The 26620-nt window shown below is 40.3% G+C and carries 23 protein-coding genes; 3 read left to right on the top strand and 20 right to left on the bottom strand.

Going from position 1 to position 26620, the window contains the following annotated elements; all coding sequences use genetic code 11:
- Positions 1 to 127 precede the first annotated feature (127 nt).
- From BMW30_RS09305 to chrA, 14 genes are all read right to left on the bottom strand, one after another.
- On the bottom strand, positions 128 to 2554 hold the full coding sequence (locus BMW30_RS09305; protein ID WP_245705676.1) for a TRAP transporter permease: 2427 nt from the start codon (positions 2552 to 2554) through the stop codon (positions 128 to 130).
- Positions 2544 to 3050 (bottom strand): DUF1850 domain-containing protein, encoded by a 507-nt coding sequence (locus BMW30_RS09300; protein WP_091476318.1) that lies wholly within the window; start codon positions 3048 to 3050, stop codon positions 2544 to 2546. The genes BMW30_RS09305 and BMW30_RS09300 overlap by 11 nt, the downstream gene beginning before the upstream one ends.
- 11 nt (positions 3051 to 3061) lie before the next feature.
- Positions 3062 to 4162, bottom strand: coding sequence for a TAXI family TRAP transporter solute-binding subunit (locus tag BMW30_RS09295; RefSeq protein WP_091476315.1), 1101 nt, complete (start codon positions 4160 to 4162; stop codon positions 3062 to 3064).
- Between the two features lie 118 nt (positions 4163 to 4280).
- Positions 4281 to 4601, bottom strand: a complete 321-nt coding sequence (locus BMW30_RS09290) for a hypothetical protein (RefSeq protein ID WP_091476314.1) — start codon at positions 4599 to 4601, stop codon at positions 4281 to 4283.
- 15 nt (positions 4602 to 4616) lie between these two features.
- Positions 4617 to 5456 (bottom strand): tryptophan 2,3-dioxygenase, encoded by an 840-nt coding sequence (locus BMW30_RS09285; protein WP_091476311.1) that lies wholly within the window; start codon positions 5454 to 5456, stop codon positions 4617 to 4619.
- Entirely contained in the window at positions 5446 to 6081 is a 636-nt protein-coding gene (gene kynB, locus BMW30_RS09280; RefSeq protein ID WP_091476308.1) for an arylformamidase, read from the bottom strand. The genes BMW30_RS09285 and kynB overlap by 11 nt, the downstream gene beginning before the upstream one ends.
- The gene (gene kynU, locus BMW30_RS09275) at positions 6078 to 7343 is read right to left on the bottom strand and encodes a kynureninase (RefSeq protein ID WP_091476305.1); all 1266 of its coding nucleotides are present in this window, start codon (positions 7341 to 7343) and stop codon (positions 6078 to 6080) included. The genes kynB and kynU overlap by 4 nt, the downstream gene beginning before the upstream one ends.
- A 140-nt stretch (positions 7344 to 7483) precedes the next feature.
- Positions 7484 to 9826 carry a glycogen/starch/alpha-glucan phosphorylase gene (locus BMW30_RS09270; RefSeq protein ID WP_091476303.1) on the bottom strand — a complete coding sequence of 781 codons (2343 nt, stop codon included), beginning with the start codon at positions 9824 to 9826 and terminating at the stop codon, positions 7484 to 7486.
- Positions 9823 to 11301, bottom strand: coding sequence for a 4-alpha-glucanotransferase (gene malQ, locus BMW30_RS09265; protein ID WP_091476300.1), 1479 nt, complete (start codon positions 11299 to 11301; stop codon positions 9823 to 9825). Before malQ ends, BMW30_RS09270 begins: the two co-directional genes overlap by 4 nt.
- A 136-nt stretch (positions 11302 to 11437) precedes the next feature.
- Positions 11438 to 11884, bottom strand: a complete 447-nt coding sequence (locus BMW30_RS09260) for a MarR family winged helix-turn-helix transcriptional regulator (protein WP_091476297.1) — start codon at positions 11882 to 11884, stop codon at positions 11438 to 11440.
- 529 nt (positions 11885 to 12413) lie between these two features.
- Entirely contained in the window at positions 12414 to 13193 is a 780-nt protein-coding gene (locus BMW30_RS09255; RefSeq protein ID WP_091476293.1) for a Cof-type HAD-IIB family hydrolase, read from the bottom strand.
- A 9-nt stretch (positions 13194 to 13202) separates the two neighbouring features.
- Positions 13203 to 14345 carry an N-methyl-L-tryptophan oxidase gene (gene solA / locus BMW30_RS09250; protein ID WP_091476290.1) on the bottom strand — a complete coding sequence of 381 codons (1143 nt, stop codon included), beginning with the start codon at positions 14343 to 14345 and terminating at the stop codon, positions 13203 to 13205.
- A 55-nt stretch (positions 14346 to 14400) separates the two neighbouring features.
- Complete coding sequence (locus tag BMW30_RS09245; RefSeq protein WP_091476287.1) at positions 14401 to 15099, bottom strand: TMEM164-related integral membrane acyltransferase; 699 nt, start codon at positions 15097 to 15099, stop codon at positions 14401 to 14403.
- 62 nt (positions 15100 to 15161) lie between these two features.
- A complete protein-coding gene (gene chrA, locus BMW30_RS09240) occupies positions 15162 to 16379 on the bottom strand; it encodes a chromate efflux transporter (protein WP_091476282.1) in 1218 nt (405 codons plus the stop codon).
- A 165-nt stretch (positions 16380 to 16544) separates the two neighbouring features.
- Between chrA and BMW30_RS09235 the strand changes: the two genes are divergently transcribed.
- Positions 16545 to 17426 carry an SDR family oxidoreductase gene (locus BMW30_RS09235; RefSeq protein ID WP_091476278.1) on the top strand — a complete coding sequence of 294 codons (882 nt, stop codon included), beginning with the start codon at positions 16545 to 16547 and terminating at the stop codon, positions 17424 to 17426.
- Positions 17427 to 17953: 527 nt separating this feature from the next.
- Here the strand turns inward: BMW30_RS09235 and BMW30_RS09230 are convergent.
- The 6 genes from BMW30_RS09230 to BMW30_RS09205 are packed head-to-tail and all read right to left on the bottom strand — an operon-like array spanning position 17954 to position 25319.
- The gene (locus tag BMW30_RS09230) at positions 17954 to 19756 is read right to left on the bottom strand and encodes a S9 family peptidase (protein WP_091476275.1); all 1803 of its coding nucleotides are present in this window, start codon (positions 19754 to 19756) and stop codon (positions 17954 to 17956) included.
- A 16-nt stretch (positions 19757 to 19772) separates the two neighbouring features.
- Positions 19773 to 20903 (bottom strand): ABC transporter ATP-binding protein, encoded by a 1131-nt coding sequence (locus tag BMW30_RS09225; protein ID WP_091476272.1) that lies wholly within the window; start codon positions 20901 to 20903, stop codon positions 19773 to 19775.
- Positions 20904 to 20907: 4 nt separating this feature from the next.
- Positions 20908 to 21918, bottom strand: a complete 1011-nt coding sequence (locus BMW30_RS09220; protein ID WP_091476267.1) for a LacI family DNA-binding transcriptional regulator — start codon at positions 21916 to 21918, stop codon at positions 20908 to 20910.
- A 15-nt stretch (positions 21919 to 21933) separates the two neighbouring features.
- On the bottom strand, positions 21934 to 22776 hold the full coding sequence (locus tag BMW30_RS09215) for a sugar ABC transporter permease (protein ID WP_091476264.1): 843 nt from the start codon (positions 22774 to 22776) through the stop codon (positions 21934 to 21936).
- Complete coding sequence (locus BMW30_RS09210; protein WP_091476259.1) at positions 22776 to 24044, bottom strand: sugar ABC transporter permease; 1269 nt, start codon at positions 24042 to 24044, stop codon at positions 22776 to 22778. The genes BMW30_RS09215 and BMW30_RS09210 overlap by 1 nt, the downstream gene beginning before the upstream one ends.
- 24 nt (positions 24045 to 24068) lie before the next feature.
- Positions 24069 to 25319, bottom strand: coding sequence for an extracellular solute-binding protein (locus tag BMW30_RS09205; RefSeq protein ID WP_091476257.1), 1251 nt, complete (start codon positions 25317 to 25319; stop codon positions 24069 to 24071).
- A gap of 204 nt (positions 25320 to 25523) precedes the next feature.
- Between BMW30_RS09205 and BMW30_RS09200 the strand changes: the two genes are divergently transcribed.
- On the top strand, positions 25524 to 26069 hold the full coding sequence (locus BMW30_RS09200; protein ID WP_180366282.1) for a GNAT family N-acetyltransferase: 546 nt from the start codon (positions 25524 to 25526) through the stop codon (positions 26067 to 26069).
- 85 nt (positions 26070 to 26154) lie between these two features.
- Entirely contained in the window at positions 26155 to 26538 is a 384-nt protein-coding gene (locus BMW30_RS09195) for a thiol-disulfide oxidoreductase DCC family protein (RefSeq protein ID WP_091476251.1), read from the top strand.
- Positions 26539 to 26620: the final 82 nt, after the last annotated feature.

The following is a 26620-nucleotide window of genomic DNA, read 5'->3' as shown; positions in this document are numbered from 1 at the left end:
TTAGTATACACCTTCTATTATAGTTAACCTTTGTAAATTTACCAATAAGATTATGTAAAAAAAGGATTGTCTATTATTTATAATACAAAAAACCCAAGAATGTTTTACCATTCTTAGGTTAAACTATTTAAGCATTTTGGGGTGTTGCTGAATTACTTTCTAATTTCTTTTCTCTATTCTTCTTTCTACGTTTCATAATCTGAATGAAGATTACAATGAAGAATAGCGCAAGTGCCGTGATATCTGTGGCAAACGAACTGTGAATGAACAATATTGCTGCAACTGGTGCAAATATTCTTTCAATCCATCCAAATTTTTCGAACATATAGTTCTGAATAAATCCAGCAAACATAAACATGCCTGCCATGGCAGATAATATGGCCGTAATAACATCAAACGTGGAGGCATCCTCTACAATTAATAACATCGCTGGGTTAACAGCAAACATAAACGGTAAAAGCAGTGCTGCCGAATCATATTTAAACCCTTGTATACCAGTTCGTATCGGTCCACTTCGTGCGATGCCTGCGGTCGCATACGCTGGTAAGTTAACCGGCGGCGTGTCGTCCGCAAGTACACCGTAGTAAAGTACAAATAAGTGTGCCACGATTACTGGTACACCTAAGTCTGTTAATGCTGGTGCGATAACAGACGCGAGAACGACATATGTCGCTGTTGTCGGCAAACCTAAACCGAGTAGTAAACAAGCAAATAAAGCTAAAATTAACGCAATATATAATTGGGTCGATTCAAACACCAAGAATTGTGGCAATGCACCTTCAACCGTTTCTGAGAAGTTAAAGATGATTCTTGAGAAGCGCGTTCCTAAACCAGTTGTCGTAATAACACCGATAATGATACCCGCAGTCGCACAGGCCGTAATGATACTTAAACTGTTTCGCGCTGCGGTTTCAAAGCCACCGATTAAGTCTTTCATCTTAAAGTCTTCCTCAGGTGCTTGTTGTTTCGTCACAATCATAAAGATTGCAAATATCATAGAAACTAACACACCACCGATGACCATTGTGAGAATTGGATCTCTCCAACGCACGATTTCACCAACGAAAATTCTTGCACCAAATACATCATTTAGCGCCATTAATCCTTGGTTAATATAGACGACAATATATTGCATTGAGAATGCAAGTGCAAGTAAAATTGCACCCCAAATCGCAGTTCGAGCGAAATTCTTTCTAAATCGATACGTCAGAAATGCGATAACGATCATCACTGTGATTGAATAAAAACCTGACGCATTTACGGATGCACGTTCTACAACGAGGAAATATAATAGTACGAGTATCGGGAATATCAAGAACCCTTGTCGTATCAGTAGTTTTCTAGCCGAAACTGTTTCACTTTTTGGAATACCATCAATACCGTATTTCAACGCTTCAAAGTGTACCATGAACAAAATACCAAAGTACGTGAGTAACGCTGGGATTGCTGCTGCTTGGATGATTTCGTAATACGGTATCCCTGTCATCTCAACCATGATAAATGCTGCAGCACCCATAACCGGTGGTAAGAACTGTCCACCAGATGAAGCGGCAACTTCAATACCACCAGCAGTTTCTGGTCTAAAACCGACACGTTTCATCAAAGGAATCGTAAACGTACCCGTCGTTACAGCATTCGCAGTTGAACTACCTGAAATACTTCCCATCATTCCTGAGGCAACAATACCTGCTTTTGCAGGTCCACCCTTCATTCCACCGACGAGTCGTATTGCGAGATCGATGAACATTTTACCGGCACCTGTTGATTCTAAGATTGAACCAAATAATATAAAAATAAATACAAACTGGGCTGATGCATAAATCGGCGTTCCAAATATACCGGTACTTCTCCACGTCATCTCGTTAACAAATCGTGTGAAGTCCGCACGGTTGTGATAGAAATCACCTGGTAAATATTCTCCCAAGAAGAAATAACCGACTGCTATCGAAGCGATGATTACGAGTGGTAAGCCAACGACACGTCGTGTTGCTTCAACAACGAGCACAATGAATACTGCTCCGACGATTAAATCTAGCTGTGTAATTCGTCCCGCAAGCACTTCTGGCGCTAACTGACGATCGATTAAATACCACCCGATGAAAAGTACTAAACCAGTGATAATCAAGTCATACCACGGAATGGATTTTTGATTGAGTCCTTTTCTAATTGGGAAAATCATAAATGCTAACATCAAACCAATTGTTAAGTGGATGATTAAGAAAGTTCTCGAACCGATATTGGGCAATCCAAATCCAGCAACATAAAGATGGAACAACGATAGGAACGAAGCGACGACCGTAATCAGTATTGCATAGAATTTAGTCGGGTTTCTGTCACTACCTTCTAACTCGTTTATAATACGTTGCTGTTCGTCGTCATCGATAAATTCGACACCCTTGTATGAAGATCCACCATCAGCAGTTGGGTTATTATCATTATCTGTTGACGTCTCTTTATTGTTTTCAGATATCTGTTTTGATTCTTTTTCTGTGTCTTGATTCAGATTCTTTTCTTCTTCTTTCTGACGATCGTTGTTTTTGTCTTTATCGCTCAAAATTCTCACCTCGTTCGTTTACCACTATTCTAATGTTTTTACCTTGAAATGGGTAGTCCGAAATTAATATTTCCTCATTACCATATGTTAAATAATGTGGATATAGTTTAGATGGCCTGACGATTAAATTATCTAATTTTTGGTTAATATCTTTAATTGCATATTTACCATCGTCTGACTCTAGCACGGTCCCTTCGTATGGTAGGCCCGCACCAAATGATTCTGTGTAGCTTTCCATCACATAAATGTCTTGACCTCTGACTTCGAATACTTCTTTTACTTCACTCTTCTCTACCGAGTGTGTATATGTCAATGAAAAAAAGTTCCCGTCATCGAGTTCAATCGATTGAATCATTTCATCTTTCGAATCATCGACTAATAGCAATTGTGCTTCTGGCTTTAAAATATGTAGGACGAGTAAAATGCTGATAATGGATAAAAAGGCACTGCTAATCAGCAATGCCTTTCTATTACTTAAAATTTCTGTCATTTTCATAAGACTAAAGTTTACTCTGAGTCTTCTTCGTCTTCTTCAGTATCTTCTTCAACTTCTTCGTCTTCAGCATCAGCATCTTCGTCTTCTTCAGTATCTTCTTCATCGTCCGCATCGTCTTCACTATCTTCTACAGGGTTGTCCTCGTAGAATTTAGCTGCACCTGGGTGAAGTGGTACTGACATACCATCTAATGCTGTTTCAACATTTAATTCTTCACCACGGATGTGAGAATTCGCAACAACATCTAAGTTATTGAAGATTGCATCCATGATGTCATAGACTTGATCTTCTGATAATTCGTTAGATGCGATTACCATTGCTTGAACGGCAACTGTTGTCGCTGTTGCATCAAAGTTCTCATAAGTGTCCTCGTCTAATTGCACTTCTGTGTAATAAGAATACTCATCTAATAAATCAGCTAATGCATCTTCTTCAAAGCTTAAGATTTTAATATCTTGTTGTGCACTTAATTCTTGAACAGCACCAGTTGGTGTACCTGCCGTAATAAATGCAGCGTCGATATTACCATCTTGTAAGTTTGTTGAAGCATCAGCGAATGATAAGTACTGTGGAGAGATATCTTCCAATGTTAAACCATGCACTTCTAAAATTTGAACTGCATTTGCTTCAGTACCTGATCCAGCATCACCGACTGCTACACGCATACCTTCTAAGTCAGCAATCGTATCGATTCCACTGTCCGCCATTACAACCACTTGGATTGTTTCTGGGTACATTGTGAATAATCCACTGAATTCTTGTAGTTCTTGGTCGAACATGTTCGTTCCTTCAAAACCATAGAATGCAATATCGTTTTGAACAAGTGCTAATTGTGCATCGCCCATTGCAAGTTCATCAACGTTTGTTACTGATGCGCCTGAAGCAACACCTGATGCATTTGCATCTGTGTTCGTGTCGATTACGTCAGCAAGCGCAATACCTAGTGGATAGTAAACACCAGCCGTACCACCTGTAAGTATGGTAACGCCGTCAAGTGGCTCAGTACCCACTTCTCCATCAAATACCGGAACTTCACTGTCGTCGTTATCATCCGCAGCAACTAAAACCGCACCAAACATGAGCAACATAAACATCATAAAATATTTACGCATAATTTCTCTCCTTTGTGATTAATTTTACATCTCGATTGTATCATATAACAATTACTAAATGAAGACGTTTTCATATTTTTTTAATAATTGTTTAATTGATTTTATTGTAAATATCGTTTTATTTTGAAGTTGCTGTCCATTCTTTACTATTTTTATAGCGTTTTACATGCGCAAAAATATTTTCACCAGCATAGTCTTCATTCGTATACACCGTAATTGTAAAGTATTGTCCCTTATCTGAGAGTTTCTCGTTTAAATAGATATCTCTTAAATGCTCGTATAAATTCTTCATCATTTCTGCTGTCAAACTTTGATATTCTCGGAGTAACTTCTTCTGTAATATGCCGTTATTTTCAAGCACTTCTTGAACGACGATGACAAATGTTTCTCCTTCTTTAATGACATCATCAAACAGATCGATTTGTCCATGTAAATTCATCTTTCTATCTCCTTTTTATAATTCTGTTCTTAATTCCCATAACTCTTTAAAGAAATAATGATCAACAACTTTCTTTAAGTAATTCACACCTGAGCTGCCGCCGGTACCTGTTTTAAATCCAATGATTCTCTCAACAGTCTTCATATGTCTAAAGCGCCATCGTGAATATTGCTCTTCAATATCAACGAGCTTCTCTAACATTTCATACAGTTCAAAATACTGATCCGTATTCTTGTAAATTTCTTTAAATGCTGCTTTAACCGATTCATTCGGTTCATAAGATTTCGTAATGTCTCTATTTATGACTGCGTCATCGATATTAAATCCTGCTCGATTGATTGCTCGGATTGCTTGGTCGTATAAGCTCACTGTGTTCAGTTGATCGTCGAGCAGCTTATAAATTTTTTTATCGTGTTGATATATTTTAAGTGCATGTGTCGATTTATAACCTAAACTAAATTCAACCAATCTATTTTGATAACTTTGAAATCCTGATGCGTGCCCGAGTGATTCACGGAATTTTAAATAATCCGCTGGTGTCATTGTCGTCAGCACATCCCACGCACTGATCAACTGACGCTGGATTGATGAAACCCGGGCAAGTTTCTTAAAAGCTTCTCTGAATTTATCCTCTGCAATATCTGTCGCTGCTGAATTGATCTCGTGTAACATCAGTTTCATCCATAATTCTTTTACTTGATGAATGATGATGAACAGCTGTTCATCGTGTTGGTCTGATTTTCCATCTTGCGCGTTTAGTATTTTATCTAGACTTAAGTAATCGCTATATGTCATCGATTTTTCAAAATCAGTTTTCACCGTTTCACCGGTTAATTTCACATCATCATGATTCATGATCTTCCTCCTTTTTGCGAACGACAGCTCTGACTGGAGAACCATCAGCACCTTTAATTTTTAACGGCAACGCGATAAAATCATACAAGCCCGAATCTACTCGATCGAGTACAATGTTTTCTATAATCATGATGTCGTGCGCATGAAGCGCATGATGGACATCGAGCGTTTTAGAATTTACAAGGTCAACCGATGGCACATCAATACCGAAAAGTTTGATACCTTGTTCAGCGAGATAGGTAACAGCGTCAAGAGTGAGTGTTGGTACTTCATTTGGGAATGCTGATTTATCCGTTGCTGCATGCGTTTTAATGAGCAAGATAGTGCCTTCTATGTTGTGTGCTTCAAGATCAGACTTGCTTATTTCTTCTTTACCAACGACTTCTATAATTGTTGCATTTCCGATATAACGATTTATATCGAGCGCTTCAATTGTCGCTCCGTCATTGTCGAAATGAAACGGTGCATCAACGTGTGTGCCGATGTGCGTACTCGTCGTTATTTTTCCGATGTTCACGGACCCTGACATCTCTTTTGTCACAGGTGTCTCAAACGAAAACGGTGTATCTCCTGGCCACTCTGCAACATTTTCTGATAGTTCAACTGTAATATCTATCCAACTCATGCAATCACTCCACGTGTGTTATCGAAATCAAGGTAGATTTTATCGTCTAATATTTCTTTTAAAATCTCTACTGCACGATAAACATCTTCAAACGAGTTATAGAGAGCAACCGGCGCAATGCGCACATAGCTTGGCGCACGAAAATCTGGTATGACATTGCGCGATTTGAGTGCGCTGTTAATTCCCGCTGCTTGTTCGTGATGAATCAAAATATGACCGCCGCGTGCATCGTCTTCTTTCGGTGTCACCACTTCAATGTTGTGATCCGCTAATACTTCTTCAATCATCTCGCTCATAAATCGCGTGAGTTTGAGTGATTTCTCTCTGACATTGTCAATGCCTGCTTCGTTAAATATCTCCAAGCTACCGATGAGTGGTGCCATTGAGAAAATGTGTGGCGTCCCCACTTGAAGTTGACTCGCGTCAGATGCTTGGTCAAATTCATGTGACATATCAAATTGAGTCGCTTTATTGTTACCGAACCAACCTTTTAAACTGACTGGTAAGTGATGGTGACGCTTCGCCATGTAAATGCCTGCGACAGACCCTGGCCCACCGTTTAAATGCTTGTATGTACACCATACTGCGAAATCTACTTCGTGCTCAGATAACTGATGTGGCACACTACCGATCGAATGACATAGATCAAATCCGATGATGATATTTTTATCGTGTGCTGCTTTTGTAATGGTCTTAATATCCAGCACTTGCCCACTCCGATAAAGTACAGATGGCAACAGTATCAGTGCTACATCGTCATCCATCGCTGCGATGATATCGTCAGTCGTTAGCGTATGACCGTCTTGTGACGCGACCTTTTTCAGCCCATCAGAATAGCCATGATCATCAAGAATTGCTTGCAGTGCATATATATCAGAGGGGAAATTTAAATCATCTGCTAAAATTTTGTAACGGTCTTCCGTCGGATTATATAGCGTGCGTACCGCTTGATGAATGTTCGTTGTCGTCGAATTTGTCGCCAGCACTTCTGAATGATCTGCCCCAACTAAATTGGCCATCGACGTGCCGAGTGATTCGCTCATGTAAAACCATGGATTCTCACCATTTGTCCAACCATCAATCCCATATTCTTTCCAATCATTAAACGCGTTTTGCAATGCACGTTCCGCTCGTTTACTTGCAAGTCCAAGAGAGTTTCCATCCATATAAATTTGACCTGGCTTAATGTAAAACTCTGCTTTAAATTCGCTCAGTTTATCTTGTGCATCCAAACTTCGCGCATGTTCTAGAAAGTGTTTCAATGTCGTGCCACCTCGATTATTATTTTTTCGTATATGTATTATTGTACATGAATATAATTGTGTTGTAATTAACGAGTTACACGATAAAAAATCCGATGAACTAACGCCTCGCGGAATTAGTTCATCGGATTGATATTGAATTATTTCACAGGTGTCACATTCCAGATTTCAGCTGCGTACTCTTCAATCGTTCTATCAGATGAGAACTTACCAGAGTTAACAGTGTTTATGAAACCTTTCTTGTAAAATTCTTTTTCGTCTTTAAAGTCCTGTGCAATTTGATCTTGCGCTTGACGGTATGACTCGAAGTCTTCTAATACTAAGTACTCGTCAACATTCATTAAACTGTCATGGATGTCTTTGAACATACCCGTATTATTGTCATGATACGTGCCGTCGACTAATGAATCCACTGCACGTTTCAAGCCCTCAGTGTTTTCTAACGGTACAGCCGGATTGTAGTCCTTCTTCTTCTCGATTGCTTCTGCTGCATCTAAACCGAAGATATAGTTGTTTTCTTTTCCTGCTTCTTCAACTATTTCAACGTTCGCGCCGTCCATCGTACCGACAGTCACTGCACCGTTGATCATGAACTTCATGTTACCTGTACCTGACGCTTCTTTACCCGCCATAGAAATTTGTTCTGACACATCTGCAGCAGGGAATAATCGTTCTGCATAAGAGACACCATAGTTTGTCACGAAGATCACTTTAATGAATGAATTCACATCTCCATCCGTGTTGACTTTGTTCGCAATCTCATTGATGAACTTAATAATTGCTTTTGCCATATAGTAACCCGGCGCTGATTTAGCACCGAAGATAAACGTACGTTTCGTCCAGCCACCATCCGGATTTTCTTTAATTCTGTTGTACAAATCTTGAATATATAAAGCCAACATTAACTGGCGTTTGTATTCATGCAAACGTTTGATATGAATGTCAAAAATTGAAGCCGGATCGACTGACTCGTATTCATGCTTTTGAATATAGTCTGCTAGCTCCTGCTTTTTTGCCTTTTTCACATCGATAAAACGCGCGAGCGTCTCTTCGTTTAAGTGTTGCTCAAGATTTTTAAGTTGAGATAAGTCCGTCACCCATTCATCATTGCCAAGTGTATCTGTAATCAATCCACTTAACTGTGGGTTTGAGTGAAGCAACCAGCGGCGCTGTGTCACACCGTTCGTCTTGTTGTTGATGCGTTCAGGATACACTTTATGCCAATCTTGAATGACCGTTTCACGGAGTAAATCCGTATGAAGTGCTGCTACACCATTCGTCATTTTCGTGGCATAAATTGACATAAATGCCATATGGATTTGATCATTTTGTAAAATTAAATATTTGTTCCAACGGTCTTTATCGATTCCCCATACCTTCAAGTTATCGATCAAACGGTTATTAATTCTTTCTATAAATTCATATAAGTTAGGTAATACTGATAAGAACAACTTCTTATCCCATACTTCAAGCGCTTCTGCAAGTAACGTATGGTTTGTATAGGCGAAAGTTTTTTGAACGATATTGAACGCGCGCTCAAACTCAAGTCCTTCTTTTTCAAGCAAGCGTACCATTTCTGGAATTGCCAGTGCTGGATGCGTATCGTTTAATTGAATCGCATGTAGTTTGTGGAATGCTTCAAAATCTTCATAGCCTTCTGCTTTAAACTTTCGAATTAAGTCTTGAAGTGAAGCCGAAGTGAAGAAATATTGTTGTCTTAATCGCAACTGCTTACCTTCATATGTCGAATCGTTTGGGTACAAAATACGCGAAATAGTTTCTGCTTCATTTTGTTCTCTTACAGACTCGATATAGCGGCCTTCATCAAATGCCTTAAAGTCGAATTGTTCAACCGCTTCAGCTTTCCATAAGCGAAGTGTGTTAATCGTATCCCCACCATAACCGATGATCGGCATGTCGTGTGGGACAGCGCGTACTTTTTCAGATTCGCTGTATTCAACAATAACAGATTCATTCGCATTTTTAATCAACCACGGTGAGTCGTTTTCTAGCCATGGATCACGGCGTTCCACTTGGAATCCGTCGATGAAATACTGTTTGAAAATACCGTATTCATAAAGAATCCCGTAACCGGATAACGGCAAGTTGAGCGTTGCACCTGAATCTAAGAAACAAGCTGCCAGGCGTCCGAGACCACCGTTTCCAAGTCCTGCATCATCTTCCGCTTCCTCTAGTTCGTTATAATTAACGCCCATTTCCTCAAGCGTCTGTTTGATATTGCTATCGATACCCGAGTTGATAATATTGTTTGATAGCGCGCGACCCATTAAAAATTCAGCTGAGAAATAGTATGCCTGTTTTTTTCCTTTGAATTTATTTCTAGAGTCAATCCACTTTGGAACGAGATCTTCCATCAATGCTTTTCCTAAAACGATAAACTGCTCTTTCGAATTGAGTTCGTAAAATGACTGTCCATGACTCTGGTAAGCTTTTCTCTCAATACGTATCTTTAAATCTGTCATAATATCCTCCCGAATATTTGGTTCATGTTTTTAATTTTTTCTGTCATTTCATCCGTAATGTAATCTGACTCTACACGCCACATCCAGTTTCCACCGACCGTCGATGGTTCGTTCATGCGTGCTTCATCATTTAAATTCATCCAATCTTGCATCGGAATGATCGCTAAATATGAATGTGAGGCATATGTCCCACGGATAAAACCATTCGTATAACCTTCGTTCAGCGTCAAGTTTAAGTAGTCCTTTGCACGACGTAATTCATCTGTATTCGCTTGGAGCAACCAACCTTCCATAGTCATGGTATCATGATTTGATGTATATGCAATGGAATTGTACTGATGATTATGTGGTGCAAATTCTGCATCATCACCACCGAAACCAAACTGCATGACGTTCATGCCTGGATAACCCGTTTCTTCAATCATCTTATGTACTTCAGTAGTAATATATCCTAAGTCTTCAGCTAAGATATCTTTTTCACCGATCGCGTTGTTAATTGCGTGGAACAGACGATTTGCCGGTCCTTTTACCCATTCACCTTCAACTGCTGTTTCGTTGCCAAATGGAATTTGCCAATATGCTTCAAATCCTCTGAAATGATCGATACGTACCGAATCGTACAGTTTAAAACTCTCTTCAATACGCTTGATCCACCATTTAAAGCCATCTGCTTCATGCACGTCCCAATCATAAATCGGATTACCCCAAAGCTGACCGTAGTCACTCATTAAATCTGGTGGCACCCCCGCGACAACCGTCGGTGCCAGGTTCTCATCGAGTTTATAATATTTTGGATCTGCCCAAACATCCGAGCTATCCACTGCAACATAGATCGGTATGTCACCGATTATGTATATGCCAGCACTGTTTGCATAGTGCTTCAACGCATCCCACTGAGTTTTGAAGAAATATTGTGTAAATACCCAGAACAGAATGTCTTCTTGATGAGATGATTCAAAAGATTCTAGTGCACGTTTATCGCGTCGTTTAAAATCATCTGACCACTCTTGCCATGAACGCCCGTCATGATAATCTTTAAGCGCCATGAAGAGTGCAAAGTCATGCAGCCAATCCTCATCCTTTAAAACCTGATTGAGCTTCGATTCCACTTCAGGCAACGCATTTTTAAATGCTTTACGAAGCAGTGGATACTTGTTGTAATATAGGGCCGCATAATCAACTGCAACAGGATTATCACCTAGATTGGTATTGTCCACTTCATCTTGATCGAGCCAACCCTTGTCGATAAATTCGTCTAAATCAATAAAATAAGGATTCCCAGCAAATGCTGAGAAAGATTGATACGGAGAATCTCCGTAACTTGTTATCCCCATCGGCAGTACTTGCCAGTATTTCGTTTGTGTCTCTTTAAGGAAATCTACAAACTGGTATGCCGACATACCAAAATCTCCAATCCCATACTGCGAAGGAAGAGAAGAAATGTGCATTAAAATTCCACTTGCACGCTTATTCATATGATGCCTCCACTCTATTTTTATATCCATAATTATACCATTTTTAAGACATAAAAAAACACCTAAGGTAGCGTTTCCATACATTACGGCTACCTTAAATGTTTTATATAAATTTCGATTGTTTTTATGTATTTTTTTACATATTCGCCGCTTTTTTACCGATGACTTTTAACATCTCCGTGAGCTCATATTTCTCTTCGTCACTAAGATCACTCATGATCTCTTCAATGACTTTCTTATGCTCTGGAAATACGCTGTCCATCATTTTACGTCCTGCATCTGTTAAGTGGATATAAGTAACACGCTTATCTTCCGTACATTTTTGTTTCTCAATGTAACCATCTTGCTCTAACTCGTTGACAACATATGAAATAGAACTCGATGCGACAAGCACACGTTGACGCAAGTTGTTTATCGTTTGCTTGCCCTTATGGTAGAGCAGTTCTAATACACCAAACTCAGTAATGCTCATATCTTTTGCTTTTATATGTTGATGTGCTACTTGATCGATGGACTTAAATGCCAGATGCAACACGATAAACAACTTCAAGGCAGCATTCTTTTCTGTTTTTCCATTTTCCAAATCTATTATCTCCTTCGTTCATAGTAATCTTTTTATTGTGGGTTGAGGTGAGGTTTAGATGGCTTGAGTGTTCCTCAGTACCGATTACTTCCTCATGTGGAACAGTTTATAGACCAAAGTGTTCCTCAGCACCGATTTTTGTCTCATGAGGAACAGTTTAGATACCTAAGTGTGCCACAGCACCAATTTTTCCTCGCGAGGATCAGTTTTACTCTCCAGCTGTGCGGCAGCTCTGATTTTTAGGACTTGACGCACACTTTTACTCTCTAACTGTGCGGCAGATCCGATTTTTAGGACTTGACGCACACTTTACCACGCCAACTGTGCGGCAGATCCGATTTTTAGAACTTGCCGCACACTTTCACTCTCTAACTGTGCGGCAACTCTGATTTTTAGAACTTGCCGCACACTTTCACTCTCTAACTGTGCGGCAGCACCGATTTTTAGGACTTGACGCACACTTCACCTCTCCTGCTGTGCGGCAGATCCGATTTTTAGAACTTGCCGCACACTCACCAACTGCACTCACTCAAATTAATCCTAGTTGCTCTAATCCTTTTTGTATTCCGTCGTCATCCACGTGGGCAGTGACCAAATTTGCCTCGGCCTTCAATGCATCGCTACTGTTTCCCATCGCAACACCGACACCGACCTCGCGTATCATTTCATGATCGTTTGGGCCATCTCCAAATGCGATTGTATCCTTGATATCTACACCTAGTGTTTCAATGAGATGTCTTATACCCAACGCCTTAGATCCGCCTTTAGGCAAAATATCCATACAAACATCATGCCACTGAATAAAATGAAAATCATCAGTATAATGGTCTAAAATATCATTATACTCAGACTTATTTGCAAATAACAATCCTTGCAACACATCGCGTTCTTTGAAGTATTCAGGATCGTGTCGATAACCAAATGGTAAGCCGAGCGTATTTAAAGCCACATCATAACGCGGATGTTCTTTTAATCGTGACACCATATTTTCATGGTCCAAAAAGATAAAAGGTCCTTCTTTTTCTTCGATTGTCATAACGAGTTCTCGAAGTTTATCCTTATCCAACGGGTTTTTAAATACCACTTGATCATTATGTACGACATATTGGCCATTCATCGATACATACGAATGGATATTCAATGTTTCTCTTAAGTCTTTAAACATCATTGGTGCTCGACCTGTCGCAATCAATGGGACGTGACCATTCTCTTGTAATCGCAAAATTGATTCCCGCGTTGATTCTGGAATATTCACTGATGTATCATACAATGTTCCATCGATATCAAAAAACACAAATTTTCGTGACATACGACTCTCCTATTTATTGAAGCGTGATAATTTAAACTTACTCATATTAATTTCAATATCATCCACTTCATCATTTGCCATCATTTTTAATATTTCTCCGATGGCACTAGAGAATTTAAAAGCGTGTCCACTAAATCCACAAGCAAGAATAATCTGCTTGCTCTCATCTGTATAGTCTATAACAAAATCCATATCCGGTGTTGTTGCATAGGTACATACATCACCTGACTTCGTGTTCAATGTACTATCCGCAAAGTGTGTCTCAACAAATTTTGTTACGCCCAGCTCTGCATCGTCGTTGAAATATCCGAAAGGTTCCATCTCTGTCGCCGGATCGATTTCTCGACCGCCATCATGACGCCCAACTTTAATTACATCCTCTTCAATATTAGGGAATCCATAATAAATTTTCCCTTCATCATCGACGTATGTCCATGCTGGGAAGATATCCTGTTTATATAGATCTTTATTGCCATCAAACCAAGAGAAAGTCTTGCGCAATACAGTAATCGGAAGTTCCATATCCATGTGCTCTAAAATTTCATTCACCATCTTACCGCCAGTGATGATAATTTTTTTCGCCTCAATCGTATGGTCGCCTAAGTCTATAAATACGGCATCTTCTTCTCGTTCGATACTTCTGACAGTCTCGTTCATATACATGTCCGCACCAGATTCCTCAGCCAGTCTTCGGTACGTACCGACTACTTTCTCGTTCAACAAAATTCCAGTGTCTAACTCTAAGTATCCTTCATAATCACTCGGCAAATCAAAACCTGGCCAGCGCGCGTTGATTTCATCGCCATTCAGAAAATCATAGAGCACATGGTTTTTATCGGCTGCATTAGCAATTGCGTGAACGTACTCACTACCGTTAGGACCAAAGCACAGCATGCCATTTGTAATATATATATTTTCATTAGAAAATGCCTCAAGTTCCTTGAACAGCACGTGGGCACGCGTCGCGAGCGGCGTGTATGTATCAGAATCCAAATGCGCCCGTCGCATCAAACGTGATTCCCCATGGTGTGCACCATTTTTATGTGGTGGATCATTTTTATCTATTAAAGCCACTTTCTTACCATCTTTCGCCAGATAAAAACCAGCTGCCATCCCCATCGTGCCTGCACCAACAATTGCTACATCATACATTCACTTCACCTCATCCTTTATGTTAATTAAATTAAGTCTACTAAACAGAATATGATTATTCAACGACTCTGAGATATTTTGAAACCCATTTCAATAGGACTCCAATTACGATAAAGACCGCAGTCGTTCCGAGTATATTCACGAGCGAATACTGGAACAATGACAGTTCGTGTAAAAACGGACGACTATGTATGAAGAAATAATTGGCATCCAGCCATTCGTTTATTAATAATATGCTGATGTAATAGACTGTGAAAGCACCACTGGCAATGAGTGCACCTTTAATACTTGGCTTAAAATCTCCACTCAATAACATGATCAACGGAAATATGACGTTCATCGCATGCATGATGAAGAACGCAATCCCAGCGATATTGTAGTACGGCCAAATGCCGATTGGATATACAAATGCTGCAGCTGCAAACAATCCGAAGTAAAAGATGATGTGATTTAATATTGGTTTTTTGACGATGCATTGAATAATGATTAACCAGACAACTACGCGGCATATTTGTAATGGTAACGCACTCGTTAATGTGTAAATGTCATTATATATGTACCAAAAAACGATGAGACTGCGCTGAAAAATGCCTAAAAAGAAGAATGAAATATATACCCATTTTAAACGGGAGTGAAATGATTTTCTAAACAGGATGACAATCACGAGCAGTCCTATAAAAGAAAACAAATACAAGAAATACGATATATCTCCTATTTCAATTTGAGGCACACGTGCATCCAGCAATTGATTCATGGCAAACCATCCCTTTTATTAAAAATAGCACAGTTCCGTCAAGAACTGTGCCACTCATTATACTATAGAAAATTTAAGAGATATCCGAGACCCAGACCGATGAGCACGATGCTCCATGCTGGCAACTTCCAAATAATTAACAGCATAAAGAGCACGAGACCTAAGAAAAAGTCTCCACCTGAAACGATACCATTTGTCAGTATAGGATCATAAAATGCTGCGACAAGTATTCCGACAACTGTCGCGTTTACACCCATTAATGCACTTTGGAAATAATGGTTTTCACGCAGCTGTGCTAAAAACGGAAGTGCCGCAATAATTAGTAAAAACGACGGTAAGAAAACTGCAATCGTTGCAACAATCGCACCCGGCACATCGGCGATGATTGCACCGAGATAACTCGCAAATGTAAATAACGGCCCAGGCACTGCTTGTGCCATACCATAACCTGCTAAAAATGCATCTGAACTAATTAATCCAGCTGGCACAATTTCACGTTCGATCATCGGTAACACAACGTGACCCCCACCGAAGACGATTGCACCGACTCTAAAAAATACATCGAACAGCGTGATATAGATGTTGTTTATCCAGTTTGCTAATAACGGCATTAACACGAGTAACCCACCGAGTGCAGCGAGTGAATAATAGCTCACTTTTTTCGGTATGTTGATATTGAAAATTTCAATTTTCGTACGCTCACGCTTTTGGAATAGCACAAATCCGACGAGTGCCCCACCTAGAATTGTTAAAATCTGCACCCAAACATTTGGATATATGAGCATGACCCCAGATGCAATGATTGCAATAATAATTCTTGGTTTGTCCGGCGTTAAGTTTTTCGCCATCCCCATAATTGCATGCAGGACGACTGCGACCGCAACAACTTTTAAGCTGCTGATAAATGCTTGATCACTTATATCCATCTGTAGATAGAGCATTGCAAATATGACGAGTACGATAACCGACGGCATCGTGAAACCGAGCCATGACAGAACACCACCGAGAATACCACCGCGCATCATCCCAATGGATATACCGACTTGAGAACTTGCCGGTCCAGGTAAAAACTGACACAGGGCAATGATGTCTGCGTACAACTTGTCATCTAACCATTTCTTTCGATCAACATATTCATCTTTGAAGTAACCCAAGTGCGCCACTGGACCACCGAACGATGTTAAACCAAGCTTTAACGCAGTCATGAAAATTTCTAGTAATTTGCCAGAGTTTGAAGTTTGTTCACTATGTAATTGTTCATTCTGATTATTATCTGCCATGAATGTTCCTCTTTTCACTGTGAAACGCTTATTTTAAATTTTAACGACTGCGCGTTAAGATATTGTTAATTTCTTGTAACGATTAGATTTTTTATCAACATTAGAAATGTTTATAAGTGTTGTAACGGGCTATACTCTAGTATCAAGTTTAAAGGATGATAATTTATGGCAAACAAAGACCCAAGAACGAAATATCATCAAGATGGATTTAACAAACAGAAGCAAGCGTACCCTGGCTTACAGGGTGAAATGGATTTCGTACCCGATTGTGGAGAAGAATCTTACGTAGGAAGCGGAAAACTAAATGGATTAAAAGCACTGATTTCCGGCGGCGATTCCGGTATTGGCCGTGCAACTGCAATTGCATATGCACGAGAAGGTGCAGATGTGGCGATCACCTATTTGGATGATGAGGAACAAGATGCACAAGAAGTTAAACGATATATTGAAGAAGCAGGACAAAAAGCGGTATTAATTCCCGGTGACTTGCGTGATGAACAGTTTGCGAGAGACGTTGTTGGTGAGAGCGTTGAGAAACTCGGCGGACTTGATGTGCTCGTGTTAAATGCCGGCTACCAACAGTGGCAACCAGATTTACAAGACTATACATTAGAGCATATGACAGACACATTTACGATCAATGTATTCTCTCAAGTATTTATGATGCAAGAAGCCGAAAAACATATGAAACCAGGTGGCAGCATCATTTTAACGACATCAATTCAAGCTTTTAGTCCGGCAAATATTTTAATGGATTACGCCATGACGAAAAGTGCACAAGTATCATTGATCAAGTCACTCATGACGCCATTCATACAAAAAGGCATTCGAATCAACGGCGTTGCACCCGGACCAGTCTGGACAGCACTGCAGATTAGCGGCGGTCAACCACAAGAAAAAGTGGCGAACTTCGGAGAATCGAGCCCACTCGGACGCGCTGGCCAACCTGCCGAACTCGCGGCCGTGTATGTTTTACTCGCATCCGAAGAAGCAAGCTTTATTACCGGCGAAGTATACGGTGTAACAGGTGGCGGACCGATAGTTTAGGGTTTATGGGAGTTTGGACTGCCTACGAGAGGCGCTTGCTGGCGTGATAATCAGTCTGACGGACTATGTGCTACTCTCATTGGCGCGCAAATCTGTTTAACGGACTATGAGCTACTCTCATGGGCGCGCAAATCCATTTGACGGACTATGTGCTACGTTCATTGGCGCGCAAATCTGTTTGACGGACTATGTGCTACTCTCATTGGCGCGCAAATCAGTCTGACGGACTATGTGCTACGCTCATTGGTGCGCAAATCAGTTTGACGGACTATGTGCTACGCTCATTGGCGCGCAAATCTGTTTGACGGACTATGTGCTACTCTCATTGGCGCGCAAATCCATTTGACGGACTATGTGCTAATCTCATTGGCGCGCAAATCTGTTTGACGGACTATGTGCTAACCTCATCGGCGCAATCACCCTCAATAATGCCCGATTCACCTACAAAACCCACAAAAACCCCGAGCTGCCGACACTCAAAATGTCCGCCGCTCGGGGTTTCATTATTAATCCAATCTCAACCAAAACTAGCCTTTGTGGCGCTCCAAAAAGTCAAAGACTTGGGTATATACTTTGATTTCATTTTCTTTTTTAGAAAATCCGTGACCTTCGTCTTCTAACACGAGGTATTCGACGTCTCGATCTAACGCTTGTAGTTTCTCTACAATTTGGTCAGATTCTTCTTTCACAACGCGCGGGTCTTTCACACCTTGGATGATCAACATTGGTTTTGTCATTGTATCCAAGTAAGTGATTGGGCTATCCTCAATAAATTTCTCTTTATCTTTAACCGGATCTCCGACCCACTGTTTCATAATCGGTTTCCAATGGTCTGGCACTGACTCTACGAATGTGAACAAGTTACTTACTCCAAAAATATCAACGACTGCTTTAAACTTCTCACTGTGTCGTCCGTGAAGTAACAGTGCCATATAGCCCCCGTAACTTCCACCGATTAAAAACAGGTGTTCACTGTCAGAGATTCCTTCTGATTCCAACCACTCAACGCCTGCGATGTTATCAAGTCTTGGTCCGTGTCCCCAGTCACCTTCAACCATTTTAGTAAACTCAGAACCATAGCCTGTACTACCTCTGAAGTTCGGTGTAAATACGTTGTAACCTCGGCTCAACGCGACTTGGAACAGCGCTCTGAAAAATTTCATCTCCGCTGCTTGTGGTCCACCGTGTGGCCAAAACAATGTATAGCCATTTGCGACAGACTCCTCCGCACGGAACAACATCGCTTCGATTTCAAGACCGTCAAATGATTTATATGTCACCACTTCAGGGTCAATCAACTCTTCTGTTTCAACACCAAGTATTTTATTTTCTGTGAGTTGTGTCCATTCCGCTGCCTTCACATCATATTTAAAGATGTTGTTCGGAATGCGTGCACTCGTTCCCAGCATATATAAGTCGCCACTATCGACAACTTCAATTTGGTGAATCAAATCAATCGGTTTTGGTATGACTTTTACATCACCTGATTTTAATTCCATTTCATAGAATTCATGCTGAACACCCTTAGTTGTAACTAGATAAAGTACACCATTCTTTTTATCTTGTTTAATGGATGTGAGTTCTTCGTTTTCAATAACAAGCTCTTCAGTAAACTCAAAAGTTTTCAAATCAAACGACGCTAAATAAGAAAAGTCCTTTTCGTAATCCGTAATGAAAAATACTTTGTCATCGCCGATGAAATGAAAATCTTGTGTGATGTGAACTTTAGAGTCATCTGGGGTCACTAAGTGCTTATTGCCATCCGCATCTAAAATAATACCTCGGGTGTTCGTGTTGGCACGAAACTCTTGCAAGACAATCAATTGATCATCATCACTTTTCGCAGCAAAAAACGTAGAGTAGTTTTCCCCCTTGTTCAGAACTTCTATTTCTCCACTATCGAACGTGTATTTACAGACGTTCATAAAACTCGGGTTACCCTTTGATGATGTGAAAATCAAACCATCATTGTCTTTTGTAAACATGTACGTTAAGTGTTTTTCGCTTTCTTCTGTCTCGAATAATTTCTCAGGTATACCACCATTAAACGGCACTTTGTATAATTGGTAATTCTCATCACCATCATTATCAAATGTCGTGATGATGAATCTCTCTTCCTTATCTATAATTACGCGACCGCTCTTTTGATTATTGTTAGAGAATTGCATTGGATATGTCTTCGGTAAACGCATTTCGAACAGGTTGCTTTTACCGTTTAAATTCGTTGAAAACACAAGCTTATCCGCTGATTTAGTAATACCAAATTGTCCGATGTTATATGAAGTATAGTACTGTTCAATTGGACGTGCCTGACGTGCGTTTTGTTTCATTAAATAAAACCCTCCGCTAGTTTAAGACTTCCTCAACTGGTGCTTCTTTTTTACGAATGGCATTATTCGTATCATTATCGAAGTAATGACATTTTTCCATATCAAAGCTGAACTGTACGACGTCGCCGACACTCACGTCTGTACGCGCATCAACGCGTGCGATAAATTCTCGACCGCTCATTTCAGCAAACAGCATAATTTCTGAACCATGAAGTTCAACAACTGAGACTTCGACATCGAACGCCGTACTTTTATTCGATTCTTCTAATGTATGTGTTTCTCTAATATCTTCTGGTCGTACACCGAATTTAATCGCTTTTCCATCATATCCACTGTCTCTAAGCATTTTCTGATGACTCTCTGGCAACACAATAGATTGATCACCAATATACAATTGGCCATCTCTTAATTCTGCTTCGAATATATTCATGGCTGGTGAACCGATGAACTCGGCAACGAATACATTGTCCGGCATATCATAAACTTCCTTCGGTGTACCGACTTGCATGATTTGACCTTTATCTAAAACGACGATGCGAGATGCCATAGTCAATGCTTCAGTTTGGTCGTGTGTAACATAAATGGATGTCGTGCCTAATCGATGGTGCAACTTAGAAATTTCAGCACGCATTTGCACACGTAATTTTGCATCTAAGTTTGAAAGTGGCTCATCCATCAAGAATATCCCTGCATCACGCACGATTGCGCGTCCGAGTGCAACACGCTGACGCTGACCACCGGATAATGCCTTCGGTTTACGTGTTAAGAAGTCTGTTAATCCTAAAATCTTAGCTGCTTCATCTACACGTCGTTTAATTTCTGATTTTTTCTTTCCGCGTAGCTTCAAACCGAATGCCATATTATCGAACACACTCATGTGCGGATAAAGTGCATAGTTCTGGAACACCATCGCGATATCTCTATTTTTAGGCTCGATATCGTTCATACGTTTGTCATTAATGTAGAAGTCACCTTCCGTGATTTCTTCAAGCCCAGCAATCATTCGAAGTATCGTTGATTTACCACATCCTGATGGACCGACAAAAACAATAAATTCCCCATCGTTAATCTCTAGGTTAAACCCTTCGACGACTGTTGTATCTTTACCATAAGTCTTTTTAATATCTACCAATTTTAAATCTGACATTTCTTCATTCCTTCCGCGTGGATTGTCTTTCAATCACTTGTGTCGGTAATGTTATATTGCATTTTAACTTGTTTGGTTCTTGAATTAAACCAATCAACGCTCGTCCTGCTTCCCTACCAATATCCGCCGAATGAATATCCACTGTTGTTTGTGGCGGCGAAGCAAACTGTGTGAGCGGCGAATCATTAAAAGTAGCAGTCAGCATATCATCCGGCACGCGAATTTGTAACTCGTATAATGCTGCAAGTACTTTCGCATGTAAGAAACCATCAAATGTAATGATTCCTTCTGGTTGCTTACTATTAAATGCTTCATTTAATGTATCACGAATCTCCTCTAACTCTGAACCCACTTGAATAATACATTCATCACTGTCAAGTTCATTATCACGCAGTGCATCTTTAAACCCTTTCATACGATCTTTCGCAACTGTAAAACCTTCATCATCGTTGATCACTCGAATGTCGCGCATACCTTTATCTATAAGCAGCTGTGTTAACTGATATGCTGCGGTAATATTGTCATTATCGATATAGATTGCATCGTTATTCTGATTGACGTCTTTACCGACCACAACGAACGGTAACCCTACTGAAGTCAGATATTCCGTCACTTTATTGCCCGTTTTAGAGAACATGACGATAAAACCATCGACTTGGCGCAAGCGTATCAGCGACTTTACTTCTTCTAATATCTCACGCTCAGTATTTTTTGTCGTCGATATAATTGAATAGCCGTCTTCCCGACACGCCTCGACTACACCGTTATACACCGCATTGTTAAAAGGATTTTCATATGCATCGTGTGCTTCACTTTTTAAAATCATTGCAATCGTATGAGAGCTGTTCAGTACGAGATTACGTGCAGACACGTTCGGTCTGTAGTCCATCTCGTCCATGATCAGACGAATCTTCTCTTTCGTCGCTGTGCTGATCCCTTTATGGTCTTGAATGACTCGAGAAACCGTCGAAGGCGCAACACCAGCTTTTCTTGCTATGTCTTTGATCGTAACCACGAATGCAACCTCCTTTTATCCTTTCGTAGAACCTGACATCAATCCTGAGATCAAGTATCTTTGTAAGAATAAGAAGACAATCGCAATCGGGATTGCAATTAAAATTGAACCTGCTGCGAAACGCGTAAACTGGTTCGCAAATGCATCGTTTACCATGTTGAACAGTCCGAGCGCGAGCGTGTAGTTCTCTGAAGAACGCAAGACGATTCGCGGCAAGATAAAGTCCATAAATGGCGCCATGAAGTTAAACAATGCGACAACTGCGATAATCGGTTTAGCGAGTGGCAACATGATCGTAAAGAATATTCTAAAGTGCCCTGCGCCATCCATCTTCGCTGAGTCATCAAGTTCTCTTGGAATTGTGTCGAAATACCCTTTCACCAAGAACGCATTCATCGGTATTGCACCACCGACATAAACTAGGATTAATCCCCATAATGTGTCGAGTAAGCCTACTTGGTTTAATAAGATATAAATTGCAACCATCGCCATAAGAACTGGGAACATTTGTAAAATCAAGAATGCATATAGTCCATATTTTCGACCGACAAAGCGGTAGCGAGAAAACGCATATGCTGTTAATGTGACAAAAATTACTGCGAGAATTGATGTTGCAAACGCAACGAACAATGTGTTTTTGTACCACGTTAAATAGTCACTTCGTGGGTCTGTAAACAACCACACATAGTGTTCAAATGACCAGTCTTCTGGAATCATCGACGCACTGTATAAACTCGTTCCAGGGTTTAATGAAATCCCCAGAGTCCAAAGCAATGGATAGAAGATAATGACGGCCATGATTATGATCAATGTATACATAATCACTTGACTGATGCGATTCTTTGTCTTTTTGTTCATTATCGTTCACCTTCCTCTCGAACAGCTTTCGTTCGGCTAAACTGAAAAGCAGCTACGATGGCAACAATCGCACCAATAATCAATGAAATTGCAGCTGCCATGTTGTAGTTATTCGTTTCAAACGTTAGTTTATATACCCATGATATTAGGATATCGGAACCACCCGCGTTTTGACCGCGCACTGCCGGTCCCCCGTTGTTGAATAGGTATATAATGTTAAAGTTGTTAAAGTTCCCGGCATATTGCATGATGAGTAGCGGTGCTGTTGCGAACATAATATGTGGGAAAGTAATCTGAGTGAATTTCTGCCAACTGGATGCACCGTCCATATCAGCTGCTTCGTACCAGTCACTTGAAACACTCTGTAAGACACCGGTAAATAGCGCGAACACAAACGGGAATCCAAGCCATGTTTGAATCATAATGAGTGCGAATCTCGTCCAGAATGGGTCGGATAACCAGGCAATATTCGTACCGAATATCGGTTGCATAATCTGAGCGTTGATTGCACCGAACTGATCGTTAAACATCGCGGCAAAAATTAAAATTGTAACGAACGCAGGCACTGCCCACGGTAAAATTAAAATCGTACGTATCAATCGTTTAAAGCGAATCAATGGATTGTTCACGACAACTGCTAACAATAACGCTAGCGCAATTTGTAATGTCGTTGCAACTAACGTCCAAATGATTGTCCATGTGAATACGCTAAAGAATGTATTTCTCCAAATATCGACTTCCAATAAGTTTCTAAAGTTGTCAAATCCGACGTAATCCAATAGATTTGCAGGTGGCGAGTTATAGAGATTGTAATTCGTAAACGCTAGGAAGAACATATATAAAAGCGGGAATACAACGACGAAGATTAATAAAAATAACCCCGGTGCGATAATCGCATACGGAAAAGTTTTATCCCACGTGTCTCTGAAACGCTGGAACATTGTTCTGAAGTCACCAGAGTTAATCAGCTTTGCATCATTATATGCATCACGTATATTTACGAAATAAAAGATGAGAGCAATGATGATGACAAGCGATGCAATAATCCCCTGTGCAAGCAATGTTCGTGAATCGTCTTCCCGTGGCGTCTCACCAAGCGTTACAATACCCCAAATACCAGTTGCTAAAAATTGATAGAACACCGAAATAAATGAGACAAAAAGAATAAAGAGGACACCAGCTTTGATGTACCTCTTATTATATAGTTGGCCCAGCCCAGGAAGGATGGATAAGACTGCGGCCAAAATCGGATTTTTTTTCACATCCATTCCTCCTTGTTATTCCATTAAATATTATTCTGCAGAAGATCCACCTGCGGCTTCAATGTTCGCTTCAATATTAGCTTTCGCTTCTTCAAGAATTTCAGTTACATCTTCACCTTGAGAGATGAATACTAATGCGTTTTCCATCGGCTCCCAAACTTGTGCCATTTCTGGAATGTTTGGCATTGGAACAGCACTTGCAGTTTGCTCATCAAACGTTGCTAACAATTCGTTGTCGTTTTCAACATCTGAACGTGGTACTGATTCTTGCATGTTATCTACAACATACTGAGAGCTCTCTTGGTTTGTCATGAATTGTAATAACTGAAGTGCCCAGTACTCGTTTTCAGTGTATTCGTTCATCATCCAACCTTTAACACCCATGAATGGCGTCATTGGCTCACCATCAAATTCTGGTAGTGGCGCAGTTGCAAGAGAATCACCTAATCCTTCAGAGTATTCAGCAAGTTTCCATGGACCAGTTAATGCAACCGGTGCATCTCCAGCTAAAAATAATCCATCTAATACATCACCGTTGATGTTAGAAGATAAATAACCTTGTTCAAAGTACTCTTTGTAAGCTTCCGCTTGTTCAATTACACCTTCAGATGCAACTTGGATATCAGCTGAGTCGTAGTTACCTTCTTCATCTACGCTGAAGATTGATTCATCACCTGAGAATAAGAACGCATAAGCCATGTAGAAGTTAGTAGATTCCATTAAGAAACCGTATTGGTTGCTTGACTCATCTGTGTACTCTTCCATGATTGCTTCTAACTCTTCTTTAGTCGTTGGTGCTTCATCAACTAAATCCGTGTTGTAGTAAAGTGCAATCGATTCAGCAGCAAATGGAAGACCTAAAAGGTGACCATCGTAAGTGAATGCATCGATCGCATTTTCGTTGAATAAATCGAGATCTACAACGTCTTCAGGATTGATTTCTTTAACTAAACCTTGTAAGTATGCACTACCGATCATGTCGTGTGGCTGTTGGAAAATATCTGGACCATTTCCAGCAGGTCCGTCTAAAGAAATTTGGTCAAGCTGGTCGTTCATCGCAATCTCAGAAACTTCTACTTCAATACCAGTTTCTTCAGTGAAACGTGCAAAGATTTCTGGGTAAACTTCGAACTGTACGTCACCATCTAACCAAACTGTTAAACTCTCTGGTTTTTCTGGCTCATCCTGTGCATTAACAGCCTCATCGTTGCCAATCGCTATGCCTGATAAAACAAGTGCTGATGCAAGAATACCCGTGTACATAAAATTCTTGAATTTCATTGAAAACTCTCCTTTAATTAATTGTATTATACAACTCAATTTTAAAACGCTTACATACGAAAGTCAATAGAATTCGTGCAAACGATTTCGTTAAAATTAAAATTTGATGAAAATATTTCGCAATATTTATCCGTTTTGTACGCACAATTGCACCATTATGGTCCGTGTTGTATATTTATCTTACTAATGAAAGCGGTGATTGATATGTTGAGTTTTAAAATCGATGATGAACTAACTTTAAGAATTATGAATGAGCGTGACGCTTACGATGCATTTAAAGAAGTCGATGCTTCAAGAGATTATTTAGCGACTTGGTTACCATGGGTCAATTACACACATTCGGCAGAAGATTACAAAAAATTCATCCAGTTCACTCGAGATGAATTTGCCAAAGAAAGTAGTTTCCATTTTGGTATATACAATAAAAATACATTCATCGGGGGATTCTCACTGAACAAAGTGAATCGTACCGATAATAAAGTAGAGTTCGGTTACTGGCTCGGCAAGTCACACCAAAAACGCGGTATCATTACGCGCGTCGTCTCTACAATGACCGACTTTGTGTTTAACGAGTGGGACGTGCATCGGATTGAGATACACGTGTGCGAGCTCAATGAACCGAGTCGCAAGGTGCCAGAGAGACTCGGGTTTTCGAAGGAAGCCGTGCTGTGTGATGCAATGCGACTCGATGGTAGATATCACAACTTGTTGATATATGGGAAATTGAACCCGAACCATGTGAATTTATAGGTGGGTTGTTTTTGGAATTTCAAGGTGCCGTCTTGGATGATAGGTTTTTATCCTGTTATGATGGTTTATAGATGGAGGATTAAATATGAAAGTTATAGTCTTTGATGGCGACTGCACGCTGTGTAATCGCATGGTGCGGTTTGTCGTGAAATGGAATAGAAATCCAGAGTTAAAGATTACCGATTTTAATAGTGCTTGGACCAAGGCGAATGTGCCGGAGCTTGTTGGGAGGAAGTCTGTGATTTTCGTTGACCAAGATTATTATAAACACTCGACAGCAGTCATCCGAGCTTTGGATGCGATGCACCATCATATGATTCCGTTTAAATTGTTGTTGTGGATTCCGGATGTGATTCGAGACGATGTTTATAAATGGGTGGCAAGAAATCGTAGGCGATTTGCTGGCAATGCGAGTGCTGAAGATTGCCCGATGCCGAGTGAGAAGTTTAAGAAGATGTATTTGGAGTAGCTGTTGATATAGAATAAGTCCAGACCTGGCGTGATTGCCGGGTTTGGACTTTTTTGTGTGGGATTTGGTTGATGCTGGCATA

The organism is Aliicoccus persicus (assembly GCF_900110815.1).
GTDB classification, from domain to species: domain Bacteria; phylum Bacillota; class Bacilli; order Staphylococcales; family Salinicoccaceae; genus Aliicoccus; species Aliicoccus persicus.
Note: the sequence above shows the minus strand (reverse complement) of the source record. Positions and strands in the feature narration are given on the sequence as shown.

Bases quoted from the DNA above. Each gene is read 5' to 3' on its own strand.
- BMW30_RS09300 (WP_091476318.1), bottom strand. From the start codon at position 3,050: ATGAAAATGACAGAAATTTTAAGTAATAGAAAGGCATTGCTGATTAGC.
- BMW30_RS09295 (WP_091476315.1), bottom strand. From the start codon at position 4,162: ATGCGTAAATATTTTATGATGTTTATGTTGCTCATGTTTGGTGCGGTT.
- BMW30_RS09290 (WP_091476314.1), bottom strand. From the start codon at position 4,601: ATGAATTTACATGGACAAATCGATCTGTTTGATGATGTCATTAAAGAA.
- BMW30_RS09285 (WP_091476311.1), bottom strand. From the start codon at position 5,456: ATGAATCATGATGATGTGAAATTAACCGGTGAAACGGTGAAAACTGAT.
- kynB (WP_091476308.1), bottom strand. From the start codon at position 6,081: ATGAGTTGGATAGATATTACAGTTGAACTATCAGAAAATGTTGCAGAG.
- BMW30_RS09270 (WP_091476303.1), bottom strand. From the start codon at position 9,826: ATGACAGATTTAAAGATACGTATTGAGAGAAAAGCTTACCAGAGTCAT.
- malQ (WP_091476300.1), bottom strand. From the start codon at position 11,301: ATGAATAAGCGTGCAAGTGGAATTTTAATGCACATTTCTTCTCTTCCT.
- BMW30_RS09255 (WP_091476293.1), bottom strand. From the start codon at position 13,193: ATGTCACGAAAATTTGTGTTTTTTGATATCGATGGAACATTGTATGAT.
- solA (WP_091476290.1), bottom strand. From the start codon at position 14,345: ATGTATGATGTAGCAATTGTTGGTGCAGGCACGATGGGGATGGCAGCT.
- BMW30_RS09245 (WP_091476287.1), bottom strand. From the start codon at position 15,099: ATGAATCAATTGCTGGATGCACGTGTGCCTCAAATTGAAATAGGAGAT.
- chrA (WP_091476282.1), bottom strand. From the start codon at position 16,379: ATGGCAGATAATAATCAGAATGAACAATTACATAGTGAACAAACTTCA.
- BMW30_RS09235 (WP_091476278.1), top strand. From the start codon at position 16,545: ATGGCAAACAAAGACCCAAGAACGAAATATCATCAAGATGGATTTAAC.
- BMW30_RS09230 (WP_091476275.1), bottom strand. From the start codon at position 19,756: ATGAAACAAAACGCACGTCAGGCACGTCCAATTGAACAGTACTATACT.
- BMW30_RS09225 (WP_091476272.1), bottom strand. From the start codon at position 20,903: ATGTCAGATTTAAAATTGGTAGATATTAAAAAGACTTATGGTAAAGAT.
- BMW30_RS09215 (WP_091476264.1), bottom strand. From the start codon at position 22,776: ATGAACAAAAAGACAAAGAATCGCATCAGTCAAGTGATTATGTATACA.
- BMW30_RS09210 (WP_091476259.1), bottom strand. From the start codon at position 24,044: ATGGATGTGAAAAAAAATCCGATTTTGGCCGCAGTCTTATCCATCCTT.
- BMW30_RS09205 (WP_091476257.1), bottom strand. From the start codon at position 25,319: ATGAAATTCAAGAATTTTATGTACACGGGTATTCTTGCATCAGCACTT.
- BMW30_RS09200 (WP_180366282.1), top strand. From the start codon at position 25,524: ATGTTGAGTTTTAAAATCGATGATGAACTAACTTTAAGAATTATGAAT.
- BMW30_RS09195 (WP_091476251.1), top strand. From the start codon at position 26,155: ATGAAAGTTATAGTCTTTGATGGCGACTGCACGCTGTGTAATCGCATG.